The 24,092-nt window shown below is 61.5% G+C and carries 19 protein-coding genes; 8 read left to right on the top strand and 11 right to left on the bottom strand.

Going from position 1 to position 24,092, the window contains the following annotated elements; genetic code table 11:
* Positions 1-118: 118 nt before the first annotated feature.
* Positions 119-541, bottom strand: coding sequence for a hypothetical protein (locus KQ659_RS19215; RefSeq protein ID WP_168672423.1), 423 nt, complete (start codon positions 539-541; stop codon positions 119-121).
* 232 nt (positions 542-773) lie between these two features.
* On the opposite strand from KQ659_RS19215, the gene KQ659_RS19210 reads away from it, so the two are divergent.
* From KQ659_RS19210 to KQ659_RS19180, 7 genes are all read left to right on the top strand, one after another.
* The gene (locus KQ659_RS19210; RefSeq protein WP_168672421.1) at positions 774-1,043 is read left to right on the top strand and encodes a type B 50S ribosomal protein L31; all 270 of its coding nucleotides are present in this window, start codon (positions 774-776) and stop codon (positions 1,041-1,043) included.
* A 172-nt stretch (positions 1,044-1,215) separates the two neighbouring features.
* Positions 1,216-2,415 carry a GlmU family protein gene (locus tag KQ659_RS19205; RefSeq protein WP_216690578.1) on the top strand — a complete coding sequence of 400 codons (1,200 nt, stop codon included), beginning with the start codon at positions 1,216-1,218 and terminating at the stop codon, positions 2,413-2,415.
* Between the two features lie 93 nt (positions 2,416-2,508).
* Positions 2,509-2,910: a GxxExxY protein gene (locus KQ659_RS19200; protein WP_216690579.1), complete on the top strand. Its 402-nt coding sequence runs from the start codon at positions 2,509-2,511 to the stop codon at positions 2,908-2,910.
* A gap of 86 nt (positions 2,911-2,996) precedes the next feature.
* Positions 2,997-4,133 carry a DNA polymerase III subunit gene (locus KQ659_RS19195; RefSeq protein WP_216679609.1) on the top strand — a complete coding sequence of 379 codons (1,137 nt, stop codon included), beginning with the start codon at positions 2,997-2,999 and terminating at the stop codon, positions 4,131-4,133.
* Positions 4,134-4,202: 69 nt separating this feature from the next.
* Positions 4,203-5,129 (top strand): hydroxymethylbilane synthase, encoded by a 927-nt coding sequence (gene hemC / locus KQ659_RS19190; protein WP_216679610.1) that lies wholly within the window; start codon positions 4,203-4,205, stop codon positions 5,127-5,129.
* A 90-nt stretch (positions 5,130-5,219) separates the two neighbouring features.
* On the top strand, positions 5,220-5,873 hold the full coding sequence (locus KQ659_RS19185; RefSeq protein WP_216690580.1) for a peptidylprolyl isomerase: 654 nt from the start codon (positions 5,220-5,222) through the stop codon (positions 5,871-5,873).
* Positions 5,874-5,947: 74 nt separating this feature from the next.
* Positions 5,948-6,859, top strand: a complete 912-nt coding sequence (locus KQ659_RS19180) for an SDR family oxidoreductase (protein ID WP_216690581.1) — start codon at positions 5,948-5,950, stop codon at positions 6,857-6,859.
* Positions 6,860-7,639: 780 nt separating this feature from the next.
* Here the strand turns inward: KQ659_RS19180 and KQ659_RS19175 are convergent.
* The 4 genes from KQ659_RS19175 to KQ659_RS19160 all read right to left on the bottom strand — a co-directional run bounded on the left by KQ659_RS19175 (position 7,640) and on the right by KQ659_RS19160 (position 11,898).
* The gene (locus KQ659_RS19175; RefSeq protein ID WP_216690582.1) at positions 7,640-8,617 is read right to left on the bottom strand and encodes an ABC transporter permease; all 978 of its coding nucleotides are present in this window, start codon (positions 8,615-8,617) and stop codon (positions 7,640-7,642) included.
* Complete coding sequence (locus tag KQ659_RS19170) at positions 8,605-9,675, bottom strand: ABC transporter permease (RefSeq protein ID WP_216685811.1); 1,071 nt, start codon at positions 9,673-9,675, stop codon at positions 8,605-8,607. The genes KQ659_RS19175 and KQ659_RS19170 overlap by 13 nt, the downstream gene beginning before the upstream one ends.
* A gap of 3 nt (positions 9,676-9,678) precedes the next feature.
* A complete protein-coding gene (locus KQ659_RS19165) occupies positions 9,679-11,304 on the bottom strand; it encodes an ABC transporter substrate-binding protein (RefSeq protein WP_216690583.1) in 1,626 nt (541 codons plus the stop codon).
* A 204-nt stretch (positions 11,305-11,508) separates the two neighbouring features.
* Complete coding sequence (locus tag KQ659_RS19160) at positions 11,509-11,898, bottom strand: hypothetical protein (protein WP_216679616.1); 390 nt, start codon at positions 11,896-11,898, stop codon at positions 11,509-11,511.
* A 539-nt stretch (positions 11,899-12,437) separates the two neighbouring features.
* Between KQ659_RS19160 and KQ659_RS19155 the strand changes: the two genes are divergently transcribed.
* On the top strand, positions 12,438-13,889 hold the full coding sequence (locus tag KQ659_RS19155; protein WP_216690584.1) for a hypothetical protein: 1,452 nt from the start codon (positions 12,438-12,440) through the stop codon (positions 13,887-13,889).
* Positions 13,890-14,086: 197 nt separating this feature from the next.
* Here KQ659_RS19155 and KQ659_RS19150 read toward each other — a convergent pair whose 3' ends face one another.
* From KQ659_RS19150 to KQ659_RS19125, 6 genes are all read right to left on the bottom strand, one after another.
* Positions 14,087-14,707, bottom strand: a complete 621-nt coding sequence (locus tag KQ659_RS19150; RefSeq protein WP_216690585.1) for a PKD domain-containing protein — start codon at positions 14,705-14,707, stop codon at positions 14,087-14,089.
* Between the two features lie 33 nt (positions 14,708-14,740).
* Entirely contained in the window at positions 14,741-15,466 is a 726-nt protein-coding gene (locus KQ659_RS19145; RefSeq protein WP_216690586.1) for a LytR/AlgR family response regulator transcription factor, read from the bottom strand.
* Between the two features lie 56 nt (positions 15,467-15,522).
* Positions 15,523-19,179, bottom strand: coding sequence for a hybrid sensor histidine kinase/response regulator (locus tag KQ659_RS19140; protein ID WP_216690587.1), 3,657 nt, complete (start codon positions 19,177-19,179; stop codon positions 15,523-15,525).
* Positions 19,180-19,373: 194 nt separating this feature from the next.
* Positions 19,374-21,434 carry an OmpA family protein gene (locus KQ659_RS19135; protein WP_216690588.1) on the bottom strand — a complete coding sequence of 687 codons (2,061 nt, stop codon included), beginning with the start codon at positions 21,432-21,434 and terminating at the stop codon, positions 19,374-19,376.
* A 154-nt stretch (positions 21,435-21,588) separates the two neighbouring features.
* Positions 21,589-22,662, bottom strand: a complete 1,074-nt coding sequence (locus tag KQ659_RS19130) for a tetratricopeptide repeat protein (protein ID WP_216690589.1) — start codon at positions 22,660-22,662, stop codon at positions 21,589-21,591.
* 62 nt (positions 22,663-22,724) lie between these two features.
* Positions 22,725-23,771 carry an acetamidase/formamidase family protein gene (locus tag KQ659_RS19125; protein ID WP_216690590.1) on the bottom strand — a complete coding sequence of 349 codons (1,047 nt, stop codon included), beginning with the start codon at positions 23,769-23,771 and terminating at the stop codon, positions 22,725-22,727.
* Positions 23,772-24,092: the final 321 nt, after the last annotated feature.

Here is a 24,092-nt window from a genome sequence, read left to right as displayed (position 1 = left end):
AGCGAAGCATCTTTACCGCAATAGTAAATCCTGTCAATTGGATTACTGGCGGCGGGCAAGATGCTTCGCTGCGCTCTGCATGACGTTCTGTAAAATGAAACGCGCCTGATGTTTCCCCCTACCGGAACATCGACTTGATAGTACCCCAGGAGCGCTGCACGGCGCTGGGCGTGCCGGCCAGCCCGGTGAGGTAGCTCTGGTCGGCCCCGGGGCCGCGCACGGTGAGGCGATAAGTATAGGGGCCATTGCCGGCCGAAGGCGCGGGCGTGGTGCCGCCGGTGGTGCGGTACACGTTGGCATCGAGGTACTGGTAGTGGCGCATGCCGGTAACGGCGGTGGTATTCACTACGGTGTAGCTGGTTTCGGTGGCTCCCTTGCGGGCCAGCTCGAAGCCGGTGACATCGGTTTCGGTGTTCACCTCCCAGTCGACCTGCACCATGGCGCCGGAATAGGCCGCCGTGAACACCGTGAGCGTGGCCGCATACACCACCGCCACGCTCCACAGCACCAGTAGCAGGGCTACTGGGCCGGAACGGCGCAACAGATGGCGAACGAGTACAGATTTCAGCACACGCAACGGGCCGGCCCCGAGTGTAGGTCGAATTCAAATGTACAACCTTTTCAGAAAGCCAACAAGCTCAGCCGCATGGGGTGGCGAGGGCCGTTGCGGCGAAAATATTGGACGCAGAGTTGGGTATTTCCGAGCTAAGCCGTACTTTTGCAGTCCCTTCCGCAAAATCGGCCGGGTTCAACTGGTAAAATAGGCCCTCGATATGAAAAAAGACACGCACCCCGAGTATCAGGAAGTAGTATTTCAGGACTCTTCTTCCGATTTCAAGTTCATCACGCGCTCGACGATGAAGCCGACCGACACCATTGTAATGGAAGACGGCAAAACGTACCCGCTGGTGAAAATCGAAGTTAGCTCCGCTTCGCACCCCTTCTACACCGGCAAAAACATGTTCATTGATACGGCCGGACGCGTGGAGAAATTCCGCAGCCGCTACGCCAAGAAAGAGCAGGCCAGCGCCAACAAAGAATAGCTGCTTTTTAGCTTTTAGCCAATGGCTGATAGCTGTTAGCTTTTTAAAAACTCCTTTCGGGAATACCGGAAGGAGTTTTTTATTGGCCCTTTGCCAAGTCGCCTGCCGTAAATTTGGATCTATTTCAAAAGAAGCTAACAGCTAACGGCTATTAGTTAATAGCTTAAGAAAAATGCACGTTCTCCTCTTCGACGACCCGACCATTCGGCCGCACCTGCTGCCCTTCACCTTCACGCGGCCCGTGGCGGCGCTGCGTTGCGGTATTCTCACGCTGGCCGAAAAGTGGCAGCACCGGCTGGGGGTTGATGCCGTGGGCTACCTCACGCAGCCTTACCTGCAGGCCAAGTATCCGGCCGGCGAGGTGAGCGGCCCGGCTCTTATCATCAACGGCGCGGTGTGCCCCGACGACCTGCTGACCAAGCAGGTGCGGGCCCTGCAGCCCGGCCAGGCCCTGTATTGCGACGAGCTGCTGGTGGCCGCGCACGTTGCCGATGCCTCGCTGGTGGCCGAACTCATTCAGGACGGCATCCCCGAAACCCGGCAGGTAGCTGAGCCCGTGACGGTGATTGACCGGCCGTGGCAGCTGTTTCTGCGCAACGGCGTGGAAATCCGCCGCGACTTCGCGCTCCTCACCAAGGGCCGCACCTCGCAGCCGGTGAACGACGCGCATACCATCGTGTATGGCGCGGAGAATATTTTCATCGAAGAAGGCGTGAAGATTCGCGCCGCGATTCTCAATGCCGAGGATGGCCCGATTTACCTGGGCAAGAACTCGCAGGTGCACGAGGGGGCCATCATCAAAGGTCCGCTGGCGCTGTGCGAGGGCTCGCACATTAATGCGGGTGCTAAAATGCGCGGCGACAACACCGTGGGCCCGTTCTCGAAAGTGGGCGGCGAAGTGGGCAACAGCATCCTGATGGGCTACTCCAATAAGGGCCACGACGGCTACCTCGGCAACTCCGTCATCGGCGAGTGGTGCAACCTTGGGGCTGACACCAATACCTCGAACCTCAAGAACAACTACGCGCCCGTCAAAATCTGGAGCCACGCCGCCAAGCGCTTCGTGGATACCGGCCAGACCTTCTGCGGCCTGATGATGGGTGACCACAGCAAGTGTGGCATCAACACCATGTTCAACACCGGCACGGTGGTGGGCGTGGGGGCCAATATTTTCGGGGCCGGCTTCCCGCGCACCTTCATCCCGAGCTTCAGCTGGGGCGGCGCGGCGGGCTTCGAAACCTTCAAGCTGCCGAAGGTGAACGAAGTGGCTGAGCGGGTGATGGCCCGACGTGGCCTGCCGTATGATGCAGTGGAGCAGGGAATTATGGCTAAGGTGTTTGAAGACACCAAAGCCGACCGAAACGATGTCTGAACCGCGGATTTATCGGATTCGTCGGATTCGTCGGATTTTGTGGGCGAAGCGGTAGTTCCTACAGTCAGTTGCCGTGCATTTCTCTTTTCTGCCATGCTCCTTCAGAATAAATATCAGGCGATAACTGGGTTGGTTATCGGTTGTGCGATGGAAGTACACAAAACATTGGGAAGCGGATTCCAAGAGGTTATCTACCAGCGCAGCTTGGCAGTTGAGATGGAAAAGGCCGGGTTGGTTTTCGGTCGGGAAGTAGAGATGCCTCTTTTTTATAAGGGCGTGGACGTAGGCTCGCGCCGGGTCGACTTTCTGGTTGCAGATGCAGTGCTGGTTGAGTTAAAAGCGCTGCACGAAATCACGCCAACGCACCACGCCCAAATCATCAACTACCTCGAAGCCTATCAATTGGAAGTCGGTCTGCTCATCAACTTTGGCGAACGCAGTCTTCGCTTCAAACGATTCATCAAAGCCCCACGCCCCTTGCGCCCAAACGTATAAAAGCTTTCTTCAAACCTCGCCAACCAGAAGTACAATCGGCCACAAAATCCGAATAATCCGACCAATCCGATAAATCCGCGGTTCAGATGACCTTCGCTGATATTCCCAACCAGTCCGCCGTTAAAGCCCTACTGCGCCAATCCGTGGCGCGGCAGCACGTGGCGCACGCCCAGCTTTTCCGGGGGCAGGAGGGCGGCGCGGCGCTGGCCCTGGCCCTCGCCTACGCCCAGTTCCTGAACTGCGAAGCCCGTGCCCCCGACGCCGACGACAGTTGCGGCCACTGCCCGGCCTGCACCAAAACGGCCAAGCTCGCCCACCCTGATTTGAACTTCATCGTGCCCGTGACCACCACTAAGTCGGTGGCCAAGGACGCGGTGAGCAGTAAGTTCATGGGCGAGTGGCGAGCATTCGTGCTCGACAATCCCTACCAGGGCCTCAACGACTGGATGCAGCACATCGGGGCCGAAAACAAGCAGGGCAACATCAGCAAGGACGAGGCCGTGCAGATTTTGAAGTTGGTAAGCCTGAAAGCGTTCGAGGCCCGCTTCAAAATTGTGATTCTCTGGTTGCCCGAGCTCATGCACCCTGCCGCCGCCAACGCCGTGCTGAAATTACTGGAGGAGCCGCCGCCCGCCACCATTTTCCTGCTGGTGAGCCATGCGCCCGAGCAGCTCATGCCCACCATCATCAGCCGGGTGCAGCCGGTGGTGGTGCGCCCATTTTCGGAGGACGACATCACCGATTTCCTGCACGAGCACTACCAAGTGCCCGAAGTGAAAGCCCGCCAGGTCGCCCAGCTGGCCGAAGGCAGCCTGGGCGCGGCCATTGCCAGCCGCGACGCCAACGCTGACCACGACTACTTCGAGTTTTTTAGCGGCTGGATGCGCCTGTGCTTCAGCTACGGCAACAAGGCTGGCGAAATTCTGAAGAAGAGCGAGGAATTTCAGAAGCTGGGCCGCGAAAACCAGAAGGAGCTGCTTAGCTATTCGCTGGGGCTGGTGCGCAAAGTGCTGCTGTTCGGCATTGACCCGAAATTTGTGCCCCACCTGGCCACCGGCGAGCAGCAATTTGTGACCGGCTTCGCCAAATTTGTGACGCCCCGCAATGCCGATTTATTAACCAGAGAGCTGACTGATGCCCACTACCACATCGAGCGCAACGCCAACGCCAAGATGGTGTTTGTGGATAGCTCGCTGCGGCTGGGCGGCTTTTTAAGAGTTTGAGCAAATTGAAAACAGCACGTCATGCTTCGGCTGCCCTCAGCATGACGTGCTAACGACCCCAAACAAACCATGACCATCCGCCTCGCCACCCGCGCCAGCCGCCTCGCCCTCTGGCAGACCGAGCACGTTGCCCACCTGCTGCAAAAAGCCGGTTTCGAAACCGAAATCGTGCCCATGCAAACCACCGGCGATGCCGTGCAGGACCGCAGCCTGGCCAAAATCGGCTCCAAAGGCGTATTCACCGAAGAACTGGAGGCCAGCCTTCTGCGCCACGAAACCCACCTCGCCGTGCACTCGGCCAAAGACGTGCAAAGCAGCATCCCGCGCGAGTTGGAGCTGCTGGCCTTCCTGGAGCGCGAAAAAGTGAATGACGTGGTGCTCAGCTTCGACGAGAACTTTTCCCTCGACAAGCCGGGCATTGTGCTGGGTACCAGCAGCACCCGCCGCAAGGCCCAGCTGCGCCGCTTCTACCCCAATGCCACCACCGCCGAAGCCCGGGGCAACCTCCAAACCCGCCTGCGCAAGCTCGAAGAAGGCCAGTTTGATGCCCTGGTGCTGGCCTACGCCGGCGTGCACCGCATGGGCTACGAGCACCTGGTGCGCCACACGCTGCCCGCCCACCAGTTTGTGCCCGCCACCGGCCAGGGCAGCATCGCCATCGAGTGCGCCGCCGACCTGGACGAAGCCCTGAAAGCCCGCCTAAAAGCTGCCCTCGACCACGCCGCCACCCATACCTGCCTGCTGGCCGAGCGCGCCTTTCTGCACACCATGGAAGGCGGGTGCAGCATCCCGTCCTTCGCCCTGGCCACGCTCGACGGCGACCGGCTGCGGCTGCACGGCGGCCTCATCAGCCTCGGCGGCGAGGAGTACGTGGAGGAAATCCAGACCGTCGAAACTACCGCTGAAGCCCTGGCGCTGGGCACCTCGGTGGCCGATGCCGTGCTGGGGCGCGGGGGGCGCGAAATTCTGGCCAGTATCCGCGAACACCGCGGCTAGGGGCTGTTTGGTGCGGCCCGGGCGCTTGGTCGGGGCCTGCAAATCCAAGTAGTTTTGGGGCATTAACCCCGTATTTCTGATTTTTATTTTATGAAATCCTTTCTTTTCTCCTGGGCTAGTACGCTGTTTCTGGCCCTGTTGTGGCTGACTTCTCCCTCCTTCGCGGCTGACAAGCCGGCCAAGCCCGCCAGGCATAAAAACAAGGATGAAGTCGTAACCATCACCACGGCTCAGGGGACTATTCGCCTGGTTTTGTTCGATGACACGCCTCTGCACAAAGCCAATTTTCTGAAGAAAGCCAAGAGCGGATTTTACAACGGCACCAGCTTTCACCGCGTTATCGACGGCTTCATGATTCAGGGCGGCGATGCCAATTCCAAAGATGCCGACCCCAGCAACGACGGCCTGGGCCAGCCCAATGAAGGCACTGTTCCCGCCGAGCTCGCGCCTGGCCACAAGCACAACTACGGTTCCCTGGCTGCGGCCCGCATGGGTGGCCCGGCCGGTACGCCCAGCAGCATCACGCAATTTTACTTGGTTGAGAACCACGACGGTGTCCATTTTCTCGATGGCCAGTACACCGTTTTCGGCCAGGTAATTCAGGGTCTCAGCGTAATTGATAAAATTGCAAAGCTCCCCAAAGATGGCCGCGACCACCCCCTGGCCGACGCCAAAATGACCATGAAAGTGGAGAAGATGCGACGTAAGAAAATCATGAAAGAATACGGCTATACCTATCCGTAAAGCACTGAGGTATCGTGCTGATTATCAGCATATGTGAGGGTATTAGGTAATAACTGATTGCAATGGCGTACCGCATGAAAATCCTTCTCACGGGCTCCAACGGCCTGCTCGGGCAGAAGCTCGTGGCCTTACTGCGGCAGCAGCCCGACGTAGCCCTCGTCGCCACATCGCGGGGCCCCAACAAGTTGGCCGGCTTATACCCGGACGTTCGTTTCATAGAATTGGATGTGAGCGATGCCGCTCAGGTGCAACAGGTGCTGGCCCGGGAGCAGCCCACCCACCTCATCCACACCGCCGCCATGACCAACGTGGACGAGTGCGAGCTCAACCGCGAAGCCTGCTGGCAGCACAACGTCACGGCCGTGGAGCACCTGGTGCAGGCCTGCGCCCGGCAGCAAATCCACCTCACGCACCTCAGCACCGATTTTGTTTTCAGTGGCGAAGCCGGCCCCCTGGCCGAAGATGCCGTTCCGGGGCCGGTCAATTTCTACGGCGAAAGCAAGCTGGCCGCCGAGCAGGCCGTGCAGGCCAGCCTGGGCCCCTGGGCCATTGCCCGCACCGTACTGGTATATGGTGTGGCGCACGATTATGGCCGTACCAACCTGGTAATCTGGGTGCGCGACTCCCTGCGCGCCGGTAAACCCATCAAAGTAGTGGCCGACCAGTGGCGCACGCCCACCCTGGCCGAAGACCTGGCCCAGGGCTGCTGGCTGCTGGCCCGGCAGACTGCCCAGGGCATCTACCACATCAGCGGCGAAGAAATGCTCACGCCCCACGCCATGGCCCTGCGCGTAGCCGCGCATTTCGGCCTCGATGCGGGCCTGATTGAACGAGTAGACGCCAGCACCTTCACGCAGCCCGCCCGGCGGCCGGCCCGTACCGGCTTCCTCATCGCCAAAGCCCGGCACGACCTCGGCTACCGCCCCCACACCTTTGCCGAAGGCATTGCCCTGGTTAGCGTCCAAAACGAAACGGCCGCCAGCTAGCAGCACCTGGCATCGGGCGGGGTATTATTTGCCGCACACCGGACAAAAAAACCCGCCGGGGTAGACGGCGGGTTGAAGCTCAACTGGGGTAGCCGGTGAGCGGTAGATACTGGATTATGGGTAGCATATTATACCAGATTCGGGAAGGGTAGTCGAGGGCTGGAAATCGAGAAATAGGAAAGGTAGAACAGCAGTGGAAGCACAGGCTACGCCTGTGGCCATACCCCAACAAGAAGCCCTCCTACCAAAACGGCCGTGCGGCCCAGCAAAGCAGCTTCGCCAAAAGCTCGGGGTACTACCATTCCGTCGGGAGTGACGAAATCGAGGCCCGTTGAGGTTGGGCGAGCGGTTTCTTTCGGGGCTTTTGGCCGGCGAGGAGTGCTCAATGACGGGTATATGAGTAGATACATAAGAATATAGATAAGACGTCGGTAGAAAAAGATGCGCTACCTGGGGAAAGCAGCGAGGGCTTAGGTTAAAATCAATACAATGTTACGGCGGCTCTTATGCCCATAAAAGGACATTATGCTACTAATTGTGACATTGAAAAATTGAGATAATGCGGTGGCTTCTGATAATTTATAGTGGGTAAAATTATATTAAACGAAACGTATATAAAATGTATTTTCGTCAAACAAATGATTTTCAGATGGATAGTTGTAATCGGTGCTCGATGTAAAAGGCCCTTAGCTCTCTGAAAAAAGAACCAATTGTGACATCGGATTAATATCCTCGTTCTGCTTAATTATTAAATAACCGCACCTTTTTATACGCCGGGAATTAAGCCCTTGATGTGGACATCCGGCTTAAGGTGTTTAAGCTCAATATGCTCAGGGTGAGCAATAAAGATGGGAAAAGTAGGGCCCACCAGGCACTGGGCTCATCGCGCACGGTGGCGAGCAGCCGGCCCCAGCTGGCTATCTCTGGGGGCAGGCCAATACCCAGAAACGACAGGGTGCTTTCCAGGCCCAGCAGCCCCGCAACGCTCAGCGGCAAGGCGGTGCGGAGCGGGTGCAGGGCATGGGGCAGCGCGTGCCGAAACCATATCTGCCGTTCCGGGAGGCCGGCCGCCCGTGCTGCTTCTATAAACGGCAGCTGGCGCACGCGCAGCATTTGGGCCCGCACCAAACGGGCCATTGGCGGCCACGCGGTCAGAACCATTACCGCCAGCAGGCCGGGGGCCGAAAGCCCGATACTCGCCACCACGGCCACCACCACAATCAGGCGCGGGATGGTGTCGAGGGCCGTGGCTGTGCCTACCACCAGGGCATCGACCGGGAGTGGCCAGGTAGGGAGCGGGCGGTTTTGTAAGCGCGCCAGCCACGCCAACAGTGCGCCGATAAGCATCAGCCCCAACCCGAGCGTGGGCAACGGTAGCTGCAAAACCCACCACGTGCCGCCCGTGCCCACCAGCCAGTAGGTCAGGGGCACCCGGGCAGAATTTTCCCAAAAGCCGGCGGCGGCCCCGGCCAGGCCCCCCACCAGTGCCGCCAGCAGGGCGGCCGGCAGCGTGAGCAGCACGGCCGTGCGGGCACCATATACCAGAATGCTCAGCACATCGCGCCCCTGAGGGTCGGTGCCCAGCCAGTGCCGGGCGGCGCTGAATGGTGGCACGGCCATGTTGGCCAAATCGGGCAGGCCCGGCGGGTAGGGCAGGGGCAGCAGGGGCGCTGCTGCCGCCACCAGCACCAGCAAAACCAACCAGCCCAATGCCAGCCGCTGCCACCAGGTGAAGCGGAAGGCGGTCAGGACTGCCAACGGATGCGGGGGTCGGCCCATAAATAACACAAGTCGGCGAGGAGCAGGGCCAGCAGGCGAACTGCACCGGTGAGCAGCACGCCGCCAATCAGCACGGGATAGTCGCGGGCGGCGGAGGCCTCCGCCAGCAGGCGGCCCATACCCGGCAGGGCAAACACGACCTCTACCACCACAGCCCCAGCCACCAGGGCGGGCAGGAACTCGGCGATTTGGGCCAGGGTGGGGAGCAAGGCATTGCGCAGGGCATGGTGCCGCACCACGGCCGCTGCCGACAAGCCTTTGGCGCGGGCCGTGGTGGCGTAGGCGGTGCCCAGCTCCTGCTGCAGGGCTGCGGTGAGCTGAAGCGTGAGCTCGGGCACGGCCGTAATAACCAGCGCTGATACGGGCAGAATTAAATGCAGGAAACCATCGGTCAGCTGCTGGGTGGTGCTCGTGTTCAGCTCATTGGGGCTGCCGAGGCCATACGTAGGCAGCCAGTCCAGCACATCGGGATTGGCAAATACCAGCAGCAGCACCAAGGCCACTACGAACAGCGGCAGCCCGTGCACGGCCACCAGCACCGCCCGCAGGGGGCGCTGCCACCATGGGGCCGTGGCTAGGCGCTGCGCCAGGGCCAGCGCGCTCAGCACCGCGAGCAAGGCCGCCGTGCCCGTGAGCGGCAGCGTGAAAGCCAGGGCGTGGCGCAGGCGGCCGGCCACGCCCTGGCCCGTCCGAAACGAGGTGCCCCAATCGCCGTGCGCCAGCCCCCGCAGCCACTGGTGGTACTGGTTGCGGCCGCCATGCCAATGCCAGGGCCGCACCCCGGCGGGCGAAGCCGGCCCGCGGCTCACGTAAAAAACGGGTAAATCGAGGCCAAATCGCCGGCGCAGGGCCTGCTGAGCAGCCTGCTGGCGCTCGGGTAGCAGGGCCGCGCCTGAGCCCGCTTGGCTGGTGGCATCGGGCAGCGACAGGCGCAGGGCCGTGTCGAGGTCGTGGCGGCTCAGCAGGAATACGCCCGATGCCAATGCCCAGATTGCCAGGAAAGTGCGGGCTAGTCGCCAGAAAATAAAGCCGGCCATGCACTACGGAGCAGGAGTAGCCCGGGCCGTGCGCACGATGGTAGTGGCCAGGTAGCCCGGCTTGAGGCTGCCCACGTTCAGCCCGCTCAGGCGTTTATCGGCCACCGTGCGGCTGGGGAGGAAAAACAGCGGCACTATCGGCATCTCCTGCTGCATCAGGGCTTGGAACTGGCGCAGAAGCCGTTGCCGGGAGGCGTTGCTGCTGGCGGTGGCAATGGCTTCGATGAGGCGGTTGCTGGCCGGGGTGCTGAACCGCGTGAAATTGCTCACCCCAATGCCCTGCGAATGCAAAAAAGACGTGAAGTTGAACATAAACGGATTACCTTTCAGCACTTGGGCATACATGTCGAAATCGCCGACGCGCAAGGCCTCCGAAAAAGACCCCGCTTCGGTGGGCAGCAGCGAAACCGGGATATCGAGCGGGGCCGTAGCTGCCTGAAACTGCAGCGCGATGGTGGTAAGCAAGGGGTCGCCGGCGCGGTAGCGCATGGTTAGGCGCAGCTGCTGGCGCGTGCCACCGGGGCCCGGCCGGAACCAGCCGGCCGTGGGCGCGGCCGCCCGCCGCCAGCCGCTCTGGCGCAATAAGGCCGCTGCTTGAATGGGGTCGAAGGGGATGAGGGACAGCGCACGATTGTAGTTCGCCGTGTCGGAGGGACTGATGAAGCCCACGGTGCGCTGGCCGGCCCCCAGCTGGGTGGCTTTCATCAGGCGGCCGGCATCAAAGCATCGGCTCAGGGCCCGGCGGGTAGCGGCATCGGCCAGGGCCGGGTGGCTGGTATTGAAGCCCGCCGTCACCACATTGTAGGAGTCCGTGGTGTAAAACTGCAGTGCTGCCCGCGTGGCCGGGGCGGTGCGCAGGCGCTCAAACTCGCGGGCCGGCATTTGCGGAAATACATCCAGCTCGCCGCGTCGCAGGGCGAGAATGGCCGTGGCCACATCCGGAATAATGACGTATTCCAGCTGCTGTGGCTTGGCCCGGAGCATCAGGGGCGTGGGGTGCAGCTGGTCGGCCCACCAGTGGGACTTGCGCCGCAAATACAGGAAACGGTCTTTTTCCCAGCTCACCAGCTCGTATGGCCCGCAGCCGGGCAGTTGCCCCGGCGAGTGGCCGGCATAGCCTTGCTGGTATTGGCGGGCCAGGGCTTGCAGGGCCGTATCGGCGGGGGCAGTTGGCGCGCGGTGTTGCAGCTCGGCCAGGGTGAAGCGGCTGAGGCGGCCGGCGGGGTCCAGCGTGGCGGCCGGCAGGATATAAAAATCACCGGTGGCCTTTACGTATTCCGGCGCCTGCCCCCAGCACACAATGGTGAACCGGCGCGGGGTGGCCGGGTCCGTAATTACCGCTTTAATAAAGTGGTATTGGTTTCTGACTACTTCATTGGGCAGGCCCGGGCAAAACATGAGCTTGACGGTGAAAGCTACGTCGCTTCCCAGTATGGGGCGGCCATCGTCCCACGCGGCCACCGGCCGCAGCTCATAGGTGATGTGCATCAGCGAGTCGCCAACCAGCCGGACTTCCGGCAATGCGACGGCCAGGGCTGGCACGTACTGGTGGTTTGTTACTTCGGCCTGTATCAGGCTGAGGTGAAGCAGGTTGTTTACCTCAACGGCGGTCTGGTTGACGAGGGCCATCGGGTTAATGGTTTCGGGGTCGTGGACCCATCTTATTCGGATGGCTTCATGCGGGCTGCCTTTTGAGGAGCAGCTACAAGCCAGCAGGGAGCTGAAGATAAGCCAAAGCAGAACTCCTGAGGGATTTTTCTTTGGAACGAGCATCGAATATTACTATTTCACCAAGGTGAATAGGCAATATAAGGATGAAATTGTGCCGCCCGTTTAGGCGATGTCGCCGCCCCAGCCGCCCGTGCCACCGTCGAGGGCGATGTCACCACCCCAGCCGCCCGTGCCGCCATCCTTGGTCATGGTAACATCGCCGCCCCAACCGCCGGTGCCGCCGTCCTTAAGCACAGCAACATCGCCACCCCAGCCACCGGTGCCGCCATCAAGAGCAATGTCGCCGCCCCAACCGCCGGTGCCACCGTCTTTAAGCATGGCGATGTCACCGCCCCAGCCGCCGGTGCCGCCATCAAGAGCAATGTCGCCGCCCCAGCCGCCCGTGCCGCCGTCCTTAAGCACAGCAACATCGCCACCCCAGCCACCGGTGCCGCCATCAAGAGCAATGTCGCCGCCCCAGCCGCCCGTGCCACCTGGCAAAATTGAGGTCACAATAGCCGGGGCTGTCGAAGCCTGTTTGGCAACGTTTGACTGTGCGCCAACAGAAGAAAAGCTGGCAACTTGAAAGAGGGCGATGGCGAGGAGGTTCAGCACGATATGGAGGAGTTGGAAGGTGCATTAGGTGATTGATTGACACAAAGTTGTGGCCTCCATGGGGCTTAAAAAAGGACTATATTGCGCTAGAACTGACTAAAATTATATTGATAAATTAAATAAATAAAAAAAGTTTTTTTTCTGAAAAGACTATTGGATACAGGCAATCACACAATTTTATTTGAACTTTTAGGAAAAACAAGCCAAATTGTGACATCATCGCTCAAAAACACCCCATTATATCATGATACAAAGGTGATTGTTGTGCTGGTATTAAAAAAGGAAAGTATACCGGTTTTTAAGACATCGGTTTTAAGAGGAAAAATTTTACAAAAATTCTGATTTATGGCTTCTAAGGCACTTTTTCTATGAATGAAATTGCGAATTTGGCGCGAATTGTGACATCGCGTAGTTTGTCTTCTCTGCCAATCCTGGATTTGCGGAACAATCAGGCGAACAAAGAGAACCAGTTCGTGGAATCCCTGAATAAGTCGCCGGAAGCCACCCAATTACAGGTGGTGAAAGCCTTATATGGCAAGACTACGCTGGCCAATGTGCGGGCCCTGCACAAGCTGCAGTCGCGGGTGCGCAGCAAGCTGCTCAACCAGCTGTACTTCCTGGACCACTCCGACCCCCGGTTGCTGGTGTCGCGGCGTTACGAGCTGGAATGCCTGGACCTGCTGCACAAGGTGAGTATTCTGTATGCCGAGCGCGAGTACAAGCTGTCGGAACGGCTGCTGCAGCGCTGCCTGCGGCTGGCCGAAGCCGGCGAGTTTACGCAATACGTGGTGATGTGCGCCCGCATGCTGCGCAACCTGCACGCCGAGCGGCAGCAAACTATCCTTTATAAGAAAGCAGCTAAGGTATTTCAGCGCGCGCAGCAGGTATTGGCCTGGGAGGACGAGGCCGAGCAGCTGCACACCGAAACCCAGCTGGCCCTGAGCGGAACCGTGGCAACCCGCCGGGCCGTGCTGGCCGTGCTGCCCGACCGCATTGCCCAGCTCGATGCCCTGCACCGCCGGGCCCGCAGCTTCACTACCTATAACATTGTGTACCGGGCCCGGCTGGCCTACGAGGAGCTGCAAGGCAACTATCAGGAGATGATTCGGGTGACGGCGCTGGCCTCGCGGCGGCTACGGGCGGGCAAGCTGAACGACCGGCGCTTTGATATTCGCTTCAACCATTTTGTGAGCGTGTATGCCTACCTGCGCAGCCGGCAGCCGGTGCAGGGCCTGCGGCTGGCCGATGAGTACAACCGGGATTTTCACCCGTCGTCCCACAACTGGTTTTATTTTCAGGAGCACTACGTGTTGCTGGCTTTGCACGCCCAGCAATACGAGCGAGCGCAGCAGCTGATGGGCATTATCGCCAAGAACCCGGCCTATTCCATTCAGCGGGATACGGCCTTGCAGCGGTGGGACTTATATCGGTCGTACGTCGATTTTGTGGTGCCGCCCGCCCGCAATACCACGGCCCGCCAGCGGCAGCTGGCCCAATGGGTGCTGATGCTGCCCGAATACAGCCGCGACAAGCGAGGCCACAACGTGGCCATTCTGGTGCTCCAGCTGCTGCACTTCCTGCGCGAGCGCAACCTGGAAGCCGTGATGCAACGCCTGGAACGCCTGCGCAAGTACCAGCAGCGCCATCTGTACGAAGCCAACACGCTGCGGAGCCGCCTGTTTCTGCGTCTGCTGTCGATTATCGTGGAAAAGAATTTCGATGCCGACCGCATTGCCGAGCGCGGCAAAGCCCTGCTCCAGCAGCTGCGCGACACGCAGCCACCCGGCGAGGCCTTTGCCGAGGTCGAAATCATCCCGTATGAGCATTTGTGGGAGCTGGTGCTGGACTTGCTGCGCGAAGGCCCGCCGGTACCAAACGAAGCGCCGTAGCACGAGCGGCAGCATTGACTCAGAATACAGCTTCTAAGCGTTTGTCATCCTTCGCTCCGCTCAGGATGACGTTCTATTAGTTATACTCGTCACGAAGTGGATTGCGAAAAACGAAGTAGGGTACGACCCCGCACTCTACTTCGGGACGAGTATAACACGGTATCAGCACCGCCAGGGAGTTGTATCTGCCCCTCAGCTTAGGGCTCAACTACGATTTCGCGCGAAACGCAGTGGCTGGCCACGCAGTCCTGCGAGCCGTAGCCGCGCATGCTGAAGCGCACCGAGTACGTGCCGGGGCGGCGGAAGCTATGCTGCGCCGTGCGGCCCTGCATAATGGTGCCATCGCGAAAATCCCAGACATACTGCACGTTGCGGCAGGTGATGAGCTGGGCCTCGGGCGAATCGAAGGACACGGGCTGGCCCACGTGCACGCGGGTGGTGGTAGTGAAATCGATGATATCCTGCTGCACGAGGTTGACGGGGATGTACTTCTGGCCACGTCGGATTTCGCCGGTTTTATCCACGATGACGTCGAGCTCGACCACGTAGTTCTTGCGCTCCTTGTAGCAGTAGCTCACCGTGGGGCCGGTGAGGGTGGTGCCATCGCCCATGTGCCATTGGTAGGTGAAGGGGCCGGCGGGCTCGTCGATGGATGGGCGGCCGTCGAGGTCTACGCACAGCATGCGGGGCAGCGGCGGGCCGCAACTTATGCTGGTGGTATCGCCGGCCTGCTGGGCCTGGGCGGCAAAGCCCACCAACATGAGCAGGGCGGCCAGCAGTGAGGTTTTGGCGGAAATAACGGCTAATGAAAAGCGCATATCAGAGAAGTAGACAGGGGGAAAGCGCGGTGGCTAGAATTTGTTCAGGCGCTGCATGACCTCGCGCAGGTAGGTCTGGCCCACGGGAATGTGCTTGGCTTCCACAATGACCGAGTTGTCCTCAAGGGCCTGAATGCGGTTGAAATTGACAATGAATGAGCGGTGTACGCGCACGAAGCGGTTGCTGGGAAACTTCTCTTCCACGGCCTTCATGGTGCTGTACACGATGAGCTTGCTCTGGCCCGTGACGATGTGCACGTAGTCGCCGAGGGCTTCCACGTAGCGTACTTCGTCGAAGCCCACGCGCACGAGCTTGTTGTCGACTTTCATGAAGGTGAAATCGGCGTCGGCGTCGGGCACTTCGATGGCGTCGGGAGTGGTGGTAGCGCGGCGCTCGGCCATTTCCAGGGCTTTTTGGGAGGCTTGCAGGAAGCGGGCGTAGCTCACGGGCTTCACCAGGTAGTCGACCACGGCGTGCTCAAAAGCCTGCACCGCGTAGTCTTTGCTGCTGGTGATGAGCACGACCAGCGGCGGGTGCTGGAGCATGCCCAGGAGCTCGATGCCGGAAAGCAGCGGCATTTCCACGTCGAGAAAGAGCAGGTCGACGGGGGCGGTACGCAGGGCTTCGGTGGCTTCGATGGGGTTGGTGAAGCTGCCGGTGGCCGTCAGAAATGGCGTGTTGTTGATGCAATTGAGCACTACCTGAACTGAGAGCGGGTCGTCATCAACCACTAAGCAACGCAGATTAGAAACAGCCATATACAAGCAAAATTGAGGGGGTTTTGGTAACGAATGTAGGGCGTACCGGTCAATTTTCAAGTTCCGGCCCGCTCCTCCAGCTGCGGGTACAGCTCGGCCAGCTGCTGGCGGATGGTGTGGAGCAGCGGCTCGCAGTAGGGCAGGGCCGGGTGGCGGGCGGCGCGCTCCAGCTCGTCGAGCTGGGTGTGCAGCACCGGCACCCCAAAATACGCCACCTGGCCCTTGAGCTTGTGGGCGGTGCTGGCCAGCGCGGCGGGGTCATGGGGGTAGGTGGCGGCCAGCAGGGCCTCCAGGGCCGGGGCTTCGGTGAGGAAGGTGGTGATGATTTGGCGCAGGAAGCTTTCGTTGCCGCCGGCCAGCTCCTCCAGGAGGTGCCAATTGGGCTTGAGCGTTGGTGGATTGGCGGATTGGTGGGTTGGTGGGTTGGTAGTGATGCGGGGATGTTTTTCGTTGGGGGTGGTGGCCGCTTCATTGCCGACAGTGCTCCGCCCCGTGAAGTGGGCAATACGGGCGTAGAGCACGGCCGGCTCGAAGGGTTTAGCGAGGGTATCGTTCATGCCGGCGGCCAGGGCCAGGGCGCGGTCTTCGGGCAGCACGGAGGCGGTGAGGCCGATGATGGGCAGCTGGCCGGCATCGGGATAATGCCGGCGAATTTCGCGGGTGGCCCCGTAGCCGTCGAGTTCGGGCATCTGCACGTCCATCAGGATGGCGTCGAAGGGCTGGGTTGCGCCGGTGATGGCCTCCACGGCCAGGTGGCCATTTTCGGCGATGACGACCTGTACGTTCCAGGCTTCGAGGGTTTTGCGGGCCACGAGCTGGTTGAGGGCGTTGTCTTCGGCCACCAGGATGCGCAAGGCGGGCTCGAAGGGCGTGAGCAGGCCGGCGTGGGCGTCGGGGCGGGCGGCGCTGGCATCGGCCAGTTCGTAGGGCAGCTCGAAGAAAAACTCGGAGCCCTGGCCTTCCTCGCTGGTCACGCCGAGCTGGCCGCCGTGCAGCTGCACGAGGTTGCGGGCAATGCTCAGGCCCAGGCCAGTGCCGCCAAACTCGCGGGTGGTGGAAGTATTGGCCTGCGAAAAATCCTCGAAAATGGCCCCCAGCTTGTCATTCGGGATGCCAATCCCGGTATCGCGCACGGCGAAGCGGATGAGTGGGTTGGTGGATTGGTGGATTTGCGAATCCGGCCCGGGCACAACTTCGACCGTCACCGTTACGCCGCCGGCGCGGGTAAACTTGATGGCGTTACCCACCAGGTTCACCAGGATTTGGTTGAGGCGCACGGGGTCGCCGAGCACGGCGGCGGGCACGTTGTCGGCCACGTTCACCGCGAAAAACAGGCCCTTGCTCTCGGTGGCAAATTTGAACATGGCCCCCAGGCGGCGCACGGCTTCGGGCAGGCGGAAGGGCACCTGTTCCAGCGTGAGCTTACCGGCCTCCATTTTGGAGCTGTCGAGGATGTCGTTGATAATCAACAGCAAGTTCTGCGACGACGACTCGATGGCCGTGAGGTATTCGGCCTGCTCGGTGTTGGGGCGGGTGGCTTGCAGCAGGTTGGTGAGGCCGATGACGGCGTTCATTGGCGTGCGAATTTCGTGGCTCATGTTGGCTAGAAACTGCGCCTTGGCCCGGCGCGAAGCCTCGGCCGCGTCGCGGGCCACCATCAAATCGACGTTGATGTCTTCGATATGCGCCTTTTGCTGGCGCAGCTCGGCGGTGCGCTCGCGCACGGCGCGCTCCAGCGCAAACTGCGTGCGGCGCAGCGTGCGCTCGCGGAAGCGTATCAGCCCATAAGCCAGCCCAGCCAGCGCCAGCAGCGCCAGCGTGCGGAACCACCAGGTGCGCCAAACCGGCGTAGCCACGTCAAAAGTGGCGGCCACCACCGGGCTCCACGGGCCGGAATCACCACGCCGTACCCGCGCCTCAAACACGTACTGGCCGGCATCGAGGCCCGGAAACTGGGCTTCGGCGGCGGGGCCGGGGTGGCTCCATTCATCGGCGAGGCCGCGCAGGCGGTGCTGGTACATCAGTGCTTCGCCGGCATTGAGGCTGATGCCCTGGAAGGTGAAATTGACGCGGTGGCGGGTGGCCGACAAGGTGCCCAGCGCATCGAGGGCGCGGGGCTCGCCGTCGATTTCGACTGCGGTAATGGCCAGGCCGGGCCGGCGGGCGGCTACGAGGTGGCGGGCGGCATTCACGTCCACGCGCAGCAGGCCGGTGCGGGTGCTTAGCCACGCAATGGTACCCGTACCGGGGCTGGTGGCCAGGGCAGCCGGCCCGAGGCAGTCGCGCACCAGCGGGTCGTCGGTGGTGGCGAGGGGCGTGAAGACGCGGGTGCGGCAGTCGAGCAGCGTGAGGCCCTGGCGATGCACCAGCAGCAGCTGCGGCCCGGCTGGGCCGGGCAGCGGCAGCAGGCCATAGGCATAGTCGGAAGGCAGCTGGCTGACGGCGGCGAGATGCTGCCACTGGCCGGAGCGCTGGCGGCAATAGATGCTCTGGCCCTCGGTGCCCACCCAGATGCGGCCGTCGGCATCCTCGGCCAGGCTGCTGGCATCGAGGCCCACGGAGCCGAGGCGGTAATGCACGAATTCGTCCAGTGCGGGGTCGTAGGCGGCGATGCCGGTGCCGTGCGTGGCTACCCAAACGCGGCCATTGCGGTCGGCCAGCAGGGCGTAGGTGGTGTTGTGCAGCAGGCCGTTGGCGGTGGTGAAATGGCGGATGCGCAGCGAAGAATCGGCGGGCAATAGGTAGATGCCGTCGGCGGCGGTGCCTATCCAGAGGCCGGAGCCGGGCGCGTAAGCCAGAGCAGTGATGTTGAAATTAGTGTTGTTTGACAAGCCCGGTATAGCCTGTGGAAGGTGGTTGGGATTAGAAGTAGCGTAAAGCCCCGTCGAAGTTCCCACCCAAAACCCGCCGCCCAGCCGCGCCGGGCGTGGCAGCAGCACTTTCACCTCGTCAGGCAAAGGGGGAGCCCGCGGATTGCCAGTCGCAGCAGGAACATCAGTGGTTGCTCTTAATTGATAAAATCTATTGCCATACTGCGTAAGCCAAGCCTCTGCAATGCCGTTTGTGAGCACAGTAGCCAATACGGGGAAGTCGCTTGGTGTCGGTACCCGGTACGGTTCCATTCGCAAATGCCGGTCCGAATGCCGCAGCAGGCCCTGACCGGCGGTGCCCAGCCAGGCGTTGCCCTCGCGGTCTTCGAGCAGACAGGTGATTTCGGTGCCGACTGGCAGGCGCAGGTGGTAGCGCCTCAGGTAGTGGCCAATGGCGGCGGTGTCGACGCGGGGCGGGCCGTCGGCGGACAGGCGCAGGCCGGCGGGCACGGCGCTGCGCTTGGCAGGGCTGAATGAGCCGGCGGCCGTTTTTTTTACCGAAATGCCGCCCTGGTAGTGGCCCACCCAGAGCCGGCCGGTGGCGGGCTCCTCGCGCAGCGACACCACAAAATCCTCGGCCAGCCCGTCTTTCTTCGTGAAAGTGATGAACTGCGTGCCGTCGTAGCGAATGAGGCCTTCGCCGGTGCCCAGCCAGAGGTAGCCCTGCCGGTCCTGCAACAGCGCGTACACGAAGGCTGGGCGAAAGCCTTCAGTGGGGCCAAACTGGCGCAGATAGACCTGCTGGGCACTGGCCGGCCGCGTCCAAAACAGCAGCAGCCCGAGCAGCGCCAGTAGCAGCAGCCCCAGCCGGCGCATATAGAGAAAGCGGAGAAGTAGTTTCAAGCGGAAAATGCTACCTGCCGGATTGGGCAGCGGTTTAGACGCTGCAAGGTAGAACGGGCCATTTGGCGGCGAACCGGCTTTCCGATTATCGAAGGGCAGAACCCGATGAACACGGCGTTTTGCCCGACTGTAGTGCGGTCTTTTAGTGCGCGTATGGCAGCTCTCATACGCGGACTAAAAGTCCGCGCTACAGCCTACTTGGCCGTCACCTTGAATTCGGTACGGCGGTTGAGCTGGCGGTTGCCTTTGCTGGTATTGGGCACTTCGGGTTTGCTTTCGCCGTAGCCCACGGCCGTGAGGCGGCTGGCAGCGATGCCGTGCTGCGTGAGGTAGGTGACCACAGCCTGGGCGCGGCGCTGGCTCAGGTCCTGGTTTAGGGCAGCTTCGCCCACATCGTCGGTGTGGCCGGCCATTTCCAGTTTCAGGGCGGGCGTTTCCGTCAGGAGCTTTTGCAGGCGTTCCAGCTCGGCGGTGCTTTCGGGGCGCAGAGTCGCCTTGCCGGTATCGAAGAAAATGTTGCGCAGAACGATGGTGGTGCCAATTTCGACCTTCTTGAGCGGAATGTCCTTCACCACTTCGGCAAAGGCCGCGCCGGCGGGCAGGTCGAAGTTTTCGGAGTGAAACAGGTAGCCGTCCTGCCGCACCACGATGCCGTAATTGGTGCCCGAGGGCAGGCTCACGAGGTAGCGGCCCGAGGTGGTGTTGCTGCGGAAATTGGCAATGGTCTGGCCGCTGGTGTTGTCAATCAGGTCGATGGCAGCATCCACGGGCTGGTGCGTGGCGTCGTCGGTCACGGTGCCTTTCAGAATCGTGACCTGGGCCGTGGCCACCGCTACGGCCGGCGCCAGCACCATTTGCTTGATGGGCGCGAGGCGCGAGGCCAGTAATTGGTCTTCTTCGCTCAATAAAGGCTGTTTTTCGGGACCCAGAAAGGTGATGCGGTAAATGTCCTTCGCGCCGAGGCCGCCGGGCCGCTCGCTGCTGTAGTAGCCGTGCCGCCCCGAGGCCGAAGTCACGAAAAAAACGTCGTCGTCGGGCGTATTAATCGGCCAGCCCAGGTTTTCGGGCGTGCTCCACTTGCTATTCTCAAATACTGATTTAAAGATGTCGTAGCCGCCCATTGAGTTGTGGCCTTCGGAGGAAAAGTACAGTGTTTTGCCATCAGGGGCCATAAATGCGCCTTCTTCTCCATACGCCGTATTGATGGCCGGACCCAGGCTCACGGGCGTGTTTTTGCCATCGAGGTCCACCTTATAAATGTCGGAGCTGCCCGCGCCGCCGGGCCGGTCGCTCACGAAATAGAGGTAGCGGCCATCGGGCGAGTAGCTGGCCGAGGTTTCGTGGGCGTTGGTGTTGATGCGGTTGTTGAGGCGGTGGGGCTTGTCCCAGGTGCTGCCGCTGAGGGTGGTTTCGAGCAAATCGCCGCCGTTGGTGCCCACGTACACCAGCATGCGCTGGCCGTCGGGGGCCAGGCCCACGGTGGCGTTGTGGTCGTCGGTGTTTACGGGCGCGCCCAGGTTGGTGGCGCGGCTCCAGGCCTTGCCTTTCCAGGTCGACTGGTAAATGTCTTCGAAAAAGTCGTTGCCCTCCGGGTCTTTCTTGCCGCCCGTCGAGCCCTCCCGGCGCGAGGTGATGAGGATGGTCGACTCGTCGGCCGATACCACCGGGCCGTAGTCGGAGGCCGGCGAATTCAGCTCCGGCCCCGCGTTGTCGATGAACACGCGGGTGGGGTGGGCCATCAATTGCTGGCCGTTGCGGCACTCCTGCATGCGGCGCTGCAAGTCGTTGGGCGTGATGGTGCCGGCGTCGCCGTTGCGGGTGTTGCTGGCCACGGGCGGGGCCAGCTGGTATTCGGCCATGGCCTCGCGCCACTTGGCGCTCAGGTGCAGGGCTCGGGCCAGCAGGTAGTGGGTGCGGGCATCGGCGGTGGCATCAAGCTTAGCGGCCTTTTGCAGGTAGGGCAGGGCGGCGGTTTTGGTGGCCGAATTCAGGTAGCAGTCTCCGATTTTAACGTTCAGGGCCGCATTGTTGGGGTTGAACAGTTGGGCCGCCAGGAAGTGCGGCAGGGCCTGGGCGTAGCGCGGCGGGTCGGCGCGGTAGTCGTCGTCGCCGGCTTTTAGCTTGCGGTTGGCTTCGCGCAGGCCGTCCTTTTCGTTGCCAAAATTGTCTTTGGTAAAGGCAATGCTTTGGGCTGCGGCGGGCAGGGCCGCGCCGGCGAGGAAAAGGAGGAATAGCAGGCGAATAGGAAAGGACATAGCAGATAATTAGGAATAAGTGTGGCCGTCATGTCGAGCGCAGCCGAGACATCTCGCTCGAAGCCGTTGAATCGATTGGATTGCTATTGCACGCGAGATGTCTCGGCTGCGCTCGACATGACGTTCTGATTGTTAGCTCCGTGCTCGTTTTTCTCTACTCCGCCGCTTCGCCCGCGCAGCCGGCGGCGGCCGCGTAGTTATTGCCCACCGCAATGCCCAGCTCGGCGGCTTTGCGCCAGTCCTGGCAGGCCTCGTCGGCCTGGCGGAGCATTTCGCGGGCGTGGCCCCGGTTGAGATAGGCCTCGGCGTAGTCGGGCTTCAGCTTGAGGGCAGCGCTGGCATCGGCGGCGGCATCGGCGTATTTCTCCAGTTTGAGGTGGGCGGCGGCGCGGTTGTTCCAGGCGTAGGCGTACTTCGGGTCGATTTGTAGGGCCTGACTGAAATCGGCAATGGCGCCGGCGTAGTCCTTGCTCTCGAAACGGGCACTACCCCGGTTGTTATAGGCGAGGGCGTTGTCGGTTTTCCTGGCCAGGTAGGCGTCGTAGTCTTTCAGGGCCTGGGGCAGCTGGCCGGTGTGGCGCTCGGCGGTGGCGCGGTTCAGCAAGGCCGCGAGCAGCTCGGGCTGCAAGGTCAGGGCCTGGGTATAATCCAGCGTCGCAGCGGCATAGTTGCCGAGTTTCTGCTGGGTGCTGGCGCGGTCGTGGTAAGCATAGGCCAGCTTGGGGTCGGCCTTGATGGCCCCGTCGAAATCGTCGCGGGCGGCCTGGTAGTCGCCTTTCTCAAAGCGTAGCACGGCGCGGTTGTACCAGGCCGGCGCGTAATCGGCCTTGGCCTTCACGGCTTCGGAATAGTCGGTTTCGGCTTCGCTGCGCTGGTTTTGGGCCTCGTGGGTACGGCCCCGGCCGAAGTAGCCGGCGTAGTTGCCGGGCTCCAGCTTCAGGGCCTGGTCGTAGTCGGCTAGGGCCTGCGGGTACTCTTTCAGCTCGTAGCGGGTGGCGGCGCGGTTGGTGTAGGCGGCCGCAAAATCGGGCTTGGCCGCAATGGCCTGGTCGAAGCTGGCCAGCGCCGCCGGGTAGCGCTGCTCGCTGAAGCTGGCCAGGCCGCTGTTATAGGCTTTTTCGGCCAGCTGCGGGCCGGGCAGGGTGCTGGCCCGCACGGTATCGACCTGCGCCCGCACGGCGAGCGGCGCGCCCAGCAACACGAATAAAAACAGACTTTTTTGTATCATAGCCAGATGCCTCGGCTGCGCTCGGCATGACGGCCAAATTCCGCTGACGTTCGCCAGAATGCCTAGTTCTTCTTCGCTGCCTTCACTTTCCCAAAAATGCTCTTCGGCAAAATCATGTGGGCCCCGCGCGTGCCGTCCACTACCTGCGTCACGTCGAGGTCGCCGGCTACGCTGCATAGCATGTAGGCATCGTCGCGGGTGAGGTGCTTTTCGGTGACTAGGAAGGTAATCATTTCGCGCACCGCGTCTTTGGCGGCGAGGGTTAAATCCTCGTTCAGGCCCATGCTGATGTAGGCGGTAGGCGTTTCGGCGCGGGGTAGGGTGAGGTGCATGTCCTTGCGCACAATGAACTGCAGCGTGCCAGTGAGCGAGGTTTCGAGCCCCGTAATATCAACTTCGCCGTTGCCCTGCCCGGCGTGGCCATCGCCCACAAAAAACAGCGCGCCCGCCGCGTGCACCGGCAGATATAGCGTGGTGCCGGCCACCAGCTCCTTGTTATCGAGGTTGCCGCCATGGATGCCGGGCGGCGCGCTGTTGATGCGGCCCGCTGCGGCCGGCGGGGCCACGCCCATGCTGCCAAAAAACGGCCGCAGCGGCACATCAATGCCCGGCAGGAAATGCGCCACCATCTGCTTCGCGTCGAGCGGGATAATGCGCATTTTGGCGTAGCCGAAATCCTCCGGAATGAAGCCACTTTTGGGCCCAAAAGCATTGTAGGCGTAGGGAATGGCCAGGTCGACGCGCTGAATGCGTACTTCCAGGACGTCGCCCGGCTCGGCGCCTTCCACGAAGATGGGGCCGGTGAGGATGTGCCCGCCCGGTCCTTTGTTGGTTACGTGCTCGGTGATGTCGCGCAGGTTGGGCTCGACCTGCGCGGCGGGCAGGCCCGCGCCTTCCAGCCGCGATGGCGTGGAGGTAATGAGCGTGTGCACCCGCACCGTTTCGCCGGATTTGATGCGCAGCACCGGCGGCGCGGCGGCATCATAATAGCCCCAGGCGGCGGTGGCCGGCGTGATGGGCAACTCGTGCGAGGCGGCTTTCTGGGCGCGGGCGCGGGGTGACAGGCCTAGCAGCGCGGCCAGGACGAAAAACGGGAGACAAGCTTTCATGCCGGTAAGTTCGCTCCGGGGGCGCGGTTGTTCAACCGGATGCCTGGGCGGCAGGTCGGGCGGGTGGTGGGCACGGGCCAGCCGTTGGGTGAAGTCGTCCGTTTCCGCATCGCCAAAAAACAGGCCTATGAGCTTAGAATGAGGTTTGATAAGCCATTTAACTATTTTTTTAAATAAAAAGCGCCCATGAAAAAATTTCGTTTTGCCAACCCGTAGTTTTGAGTGCTTCGGCAAATTTAGGGCAGAGGCCCGTCCGAATGCAATGCGCTACGGTAGCGCTTGCCCAAGCAACGTCAGGACCGCAACGGCTGCCGGTGCGCC

It is taken from the genome of Hymenobacter siberiensis (assembly GCF_018967865.2).
GTDB lineage: Bacteria > Bacteroidota > Bacteroidia > Cytophagales > Hymenobacteraceae > Hymenobacter > Hymenobacter siberiensis.
This window is presented reverse-complemented; position numbering and strand designations above follow the sequence as displayed.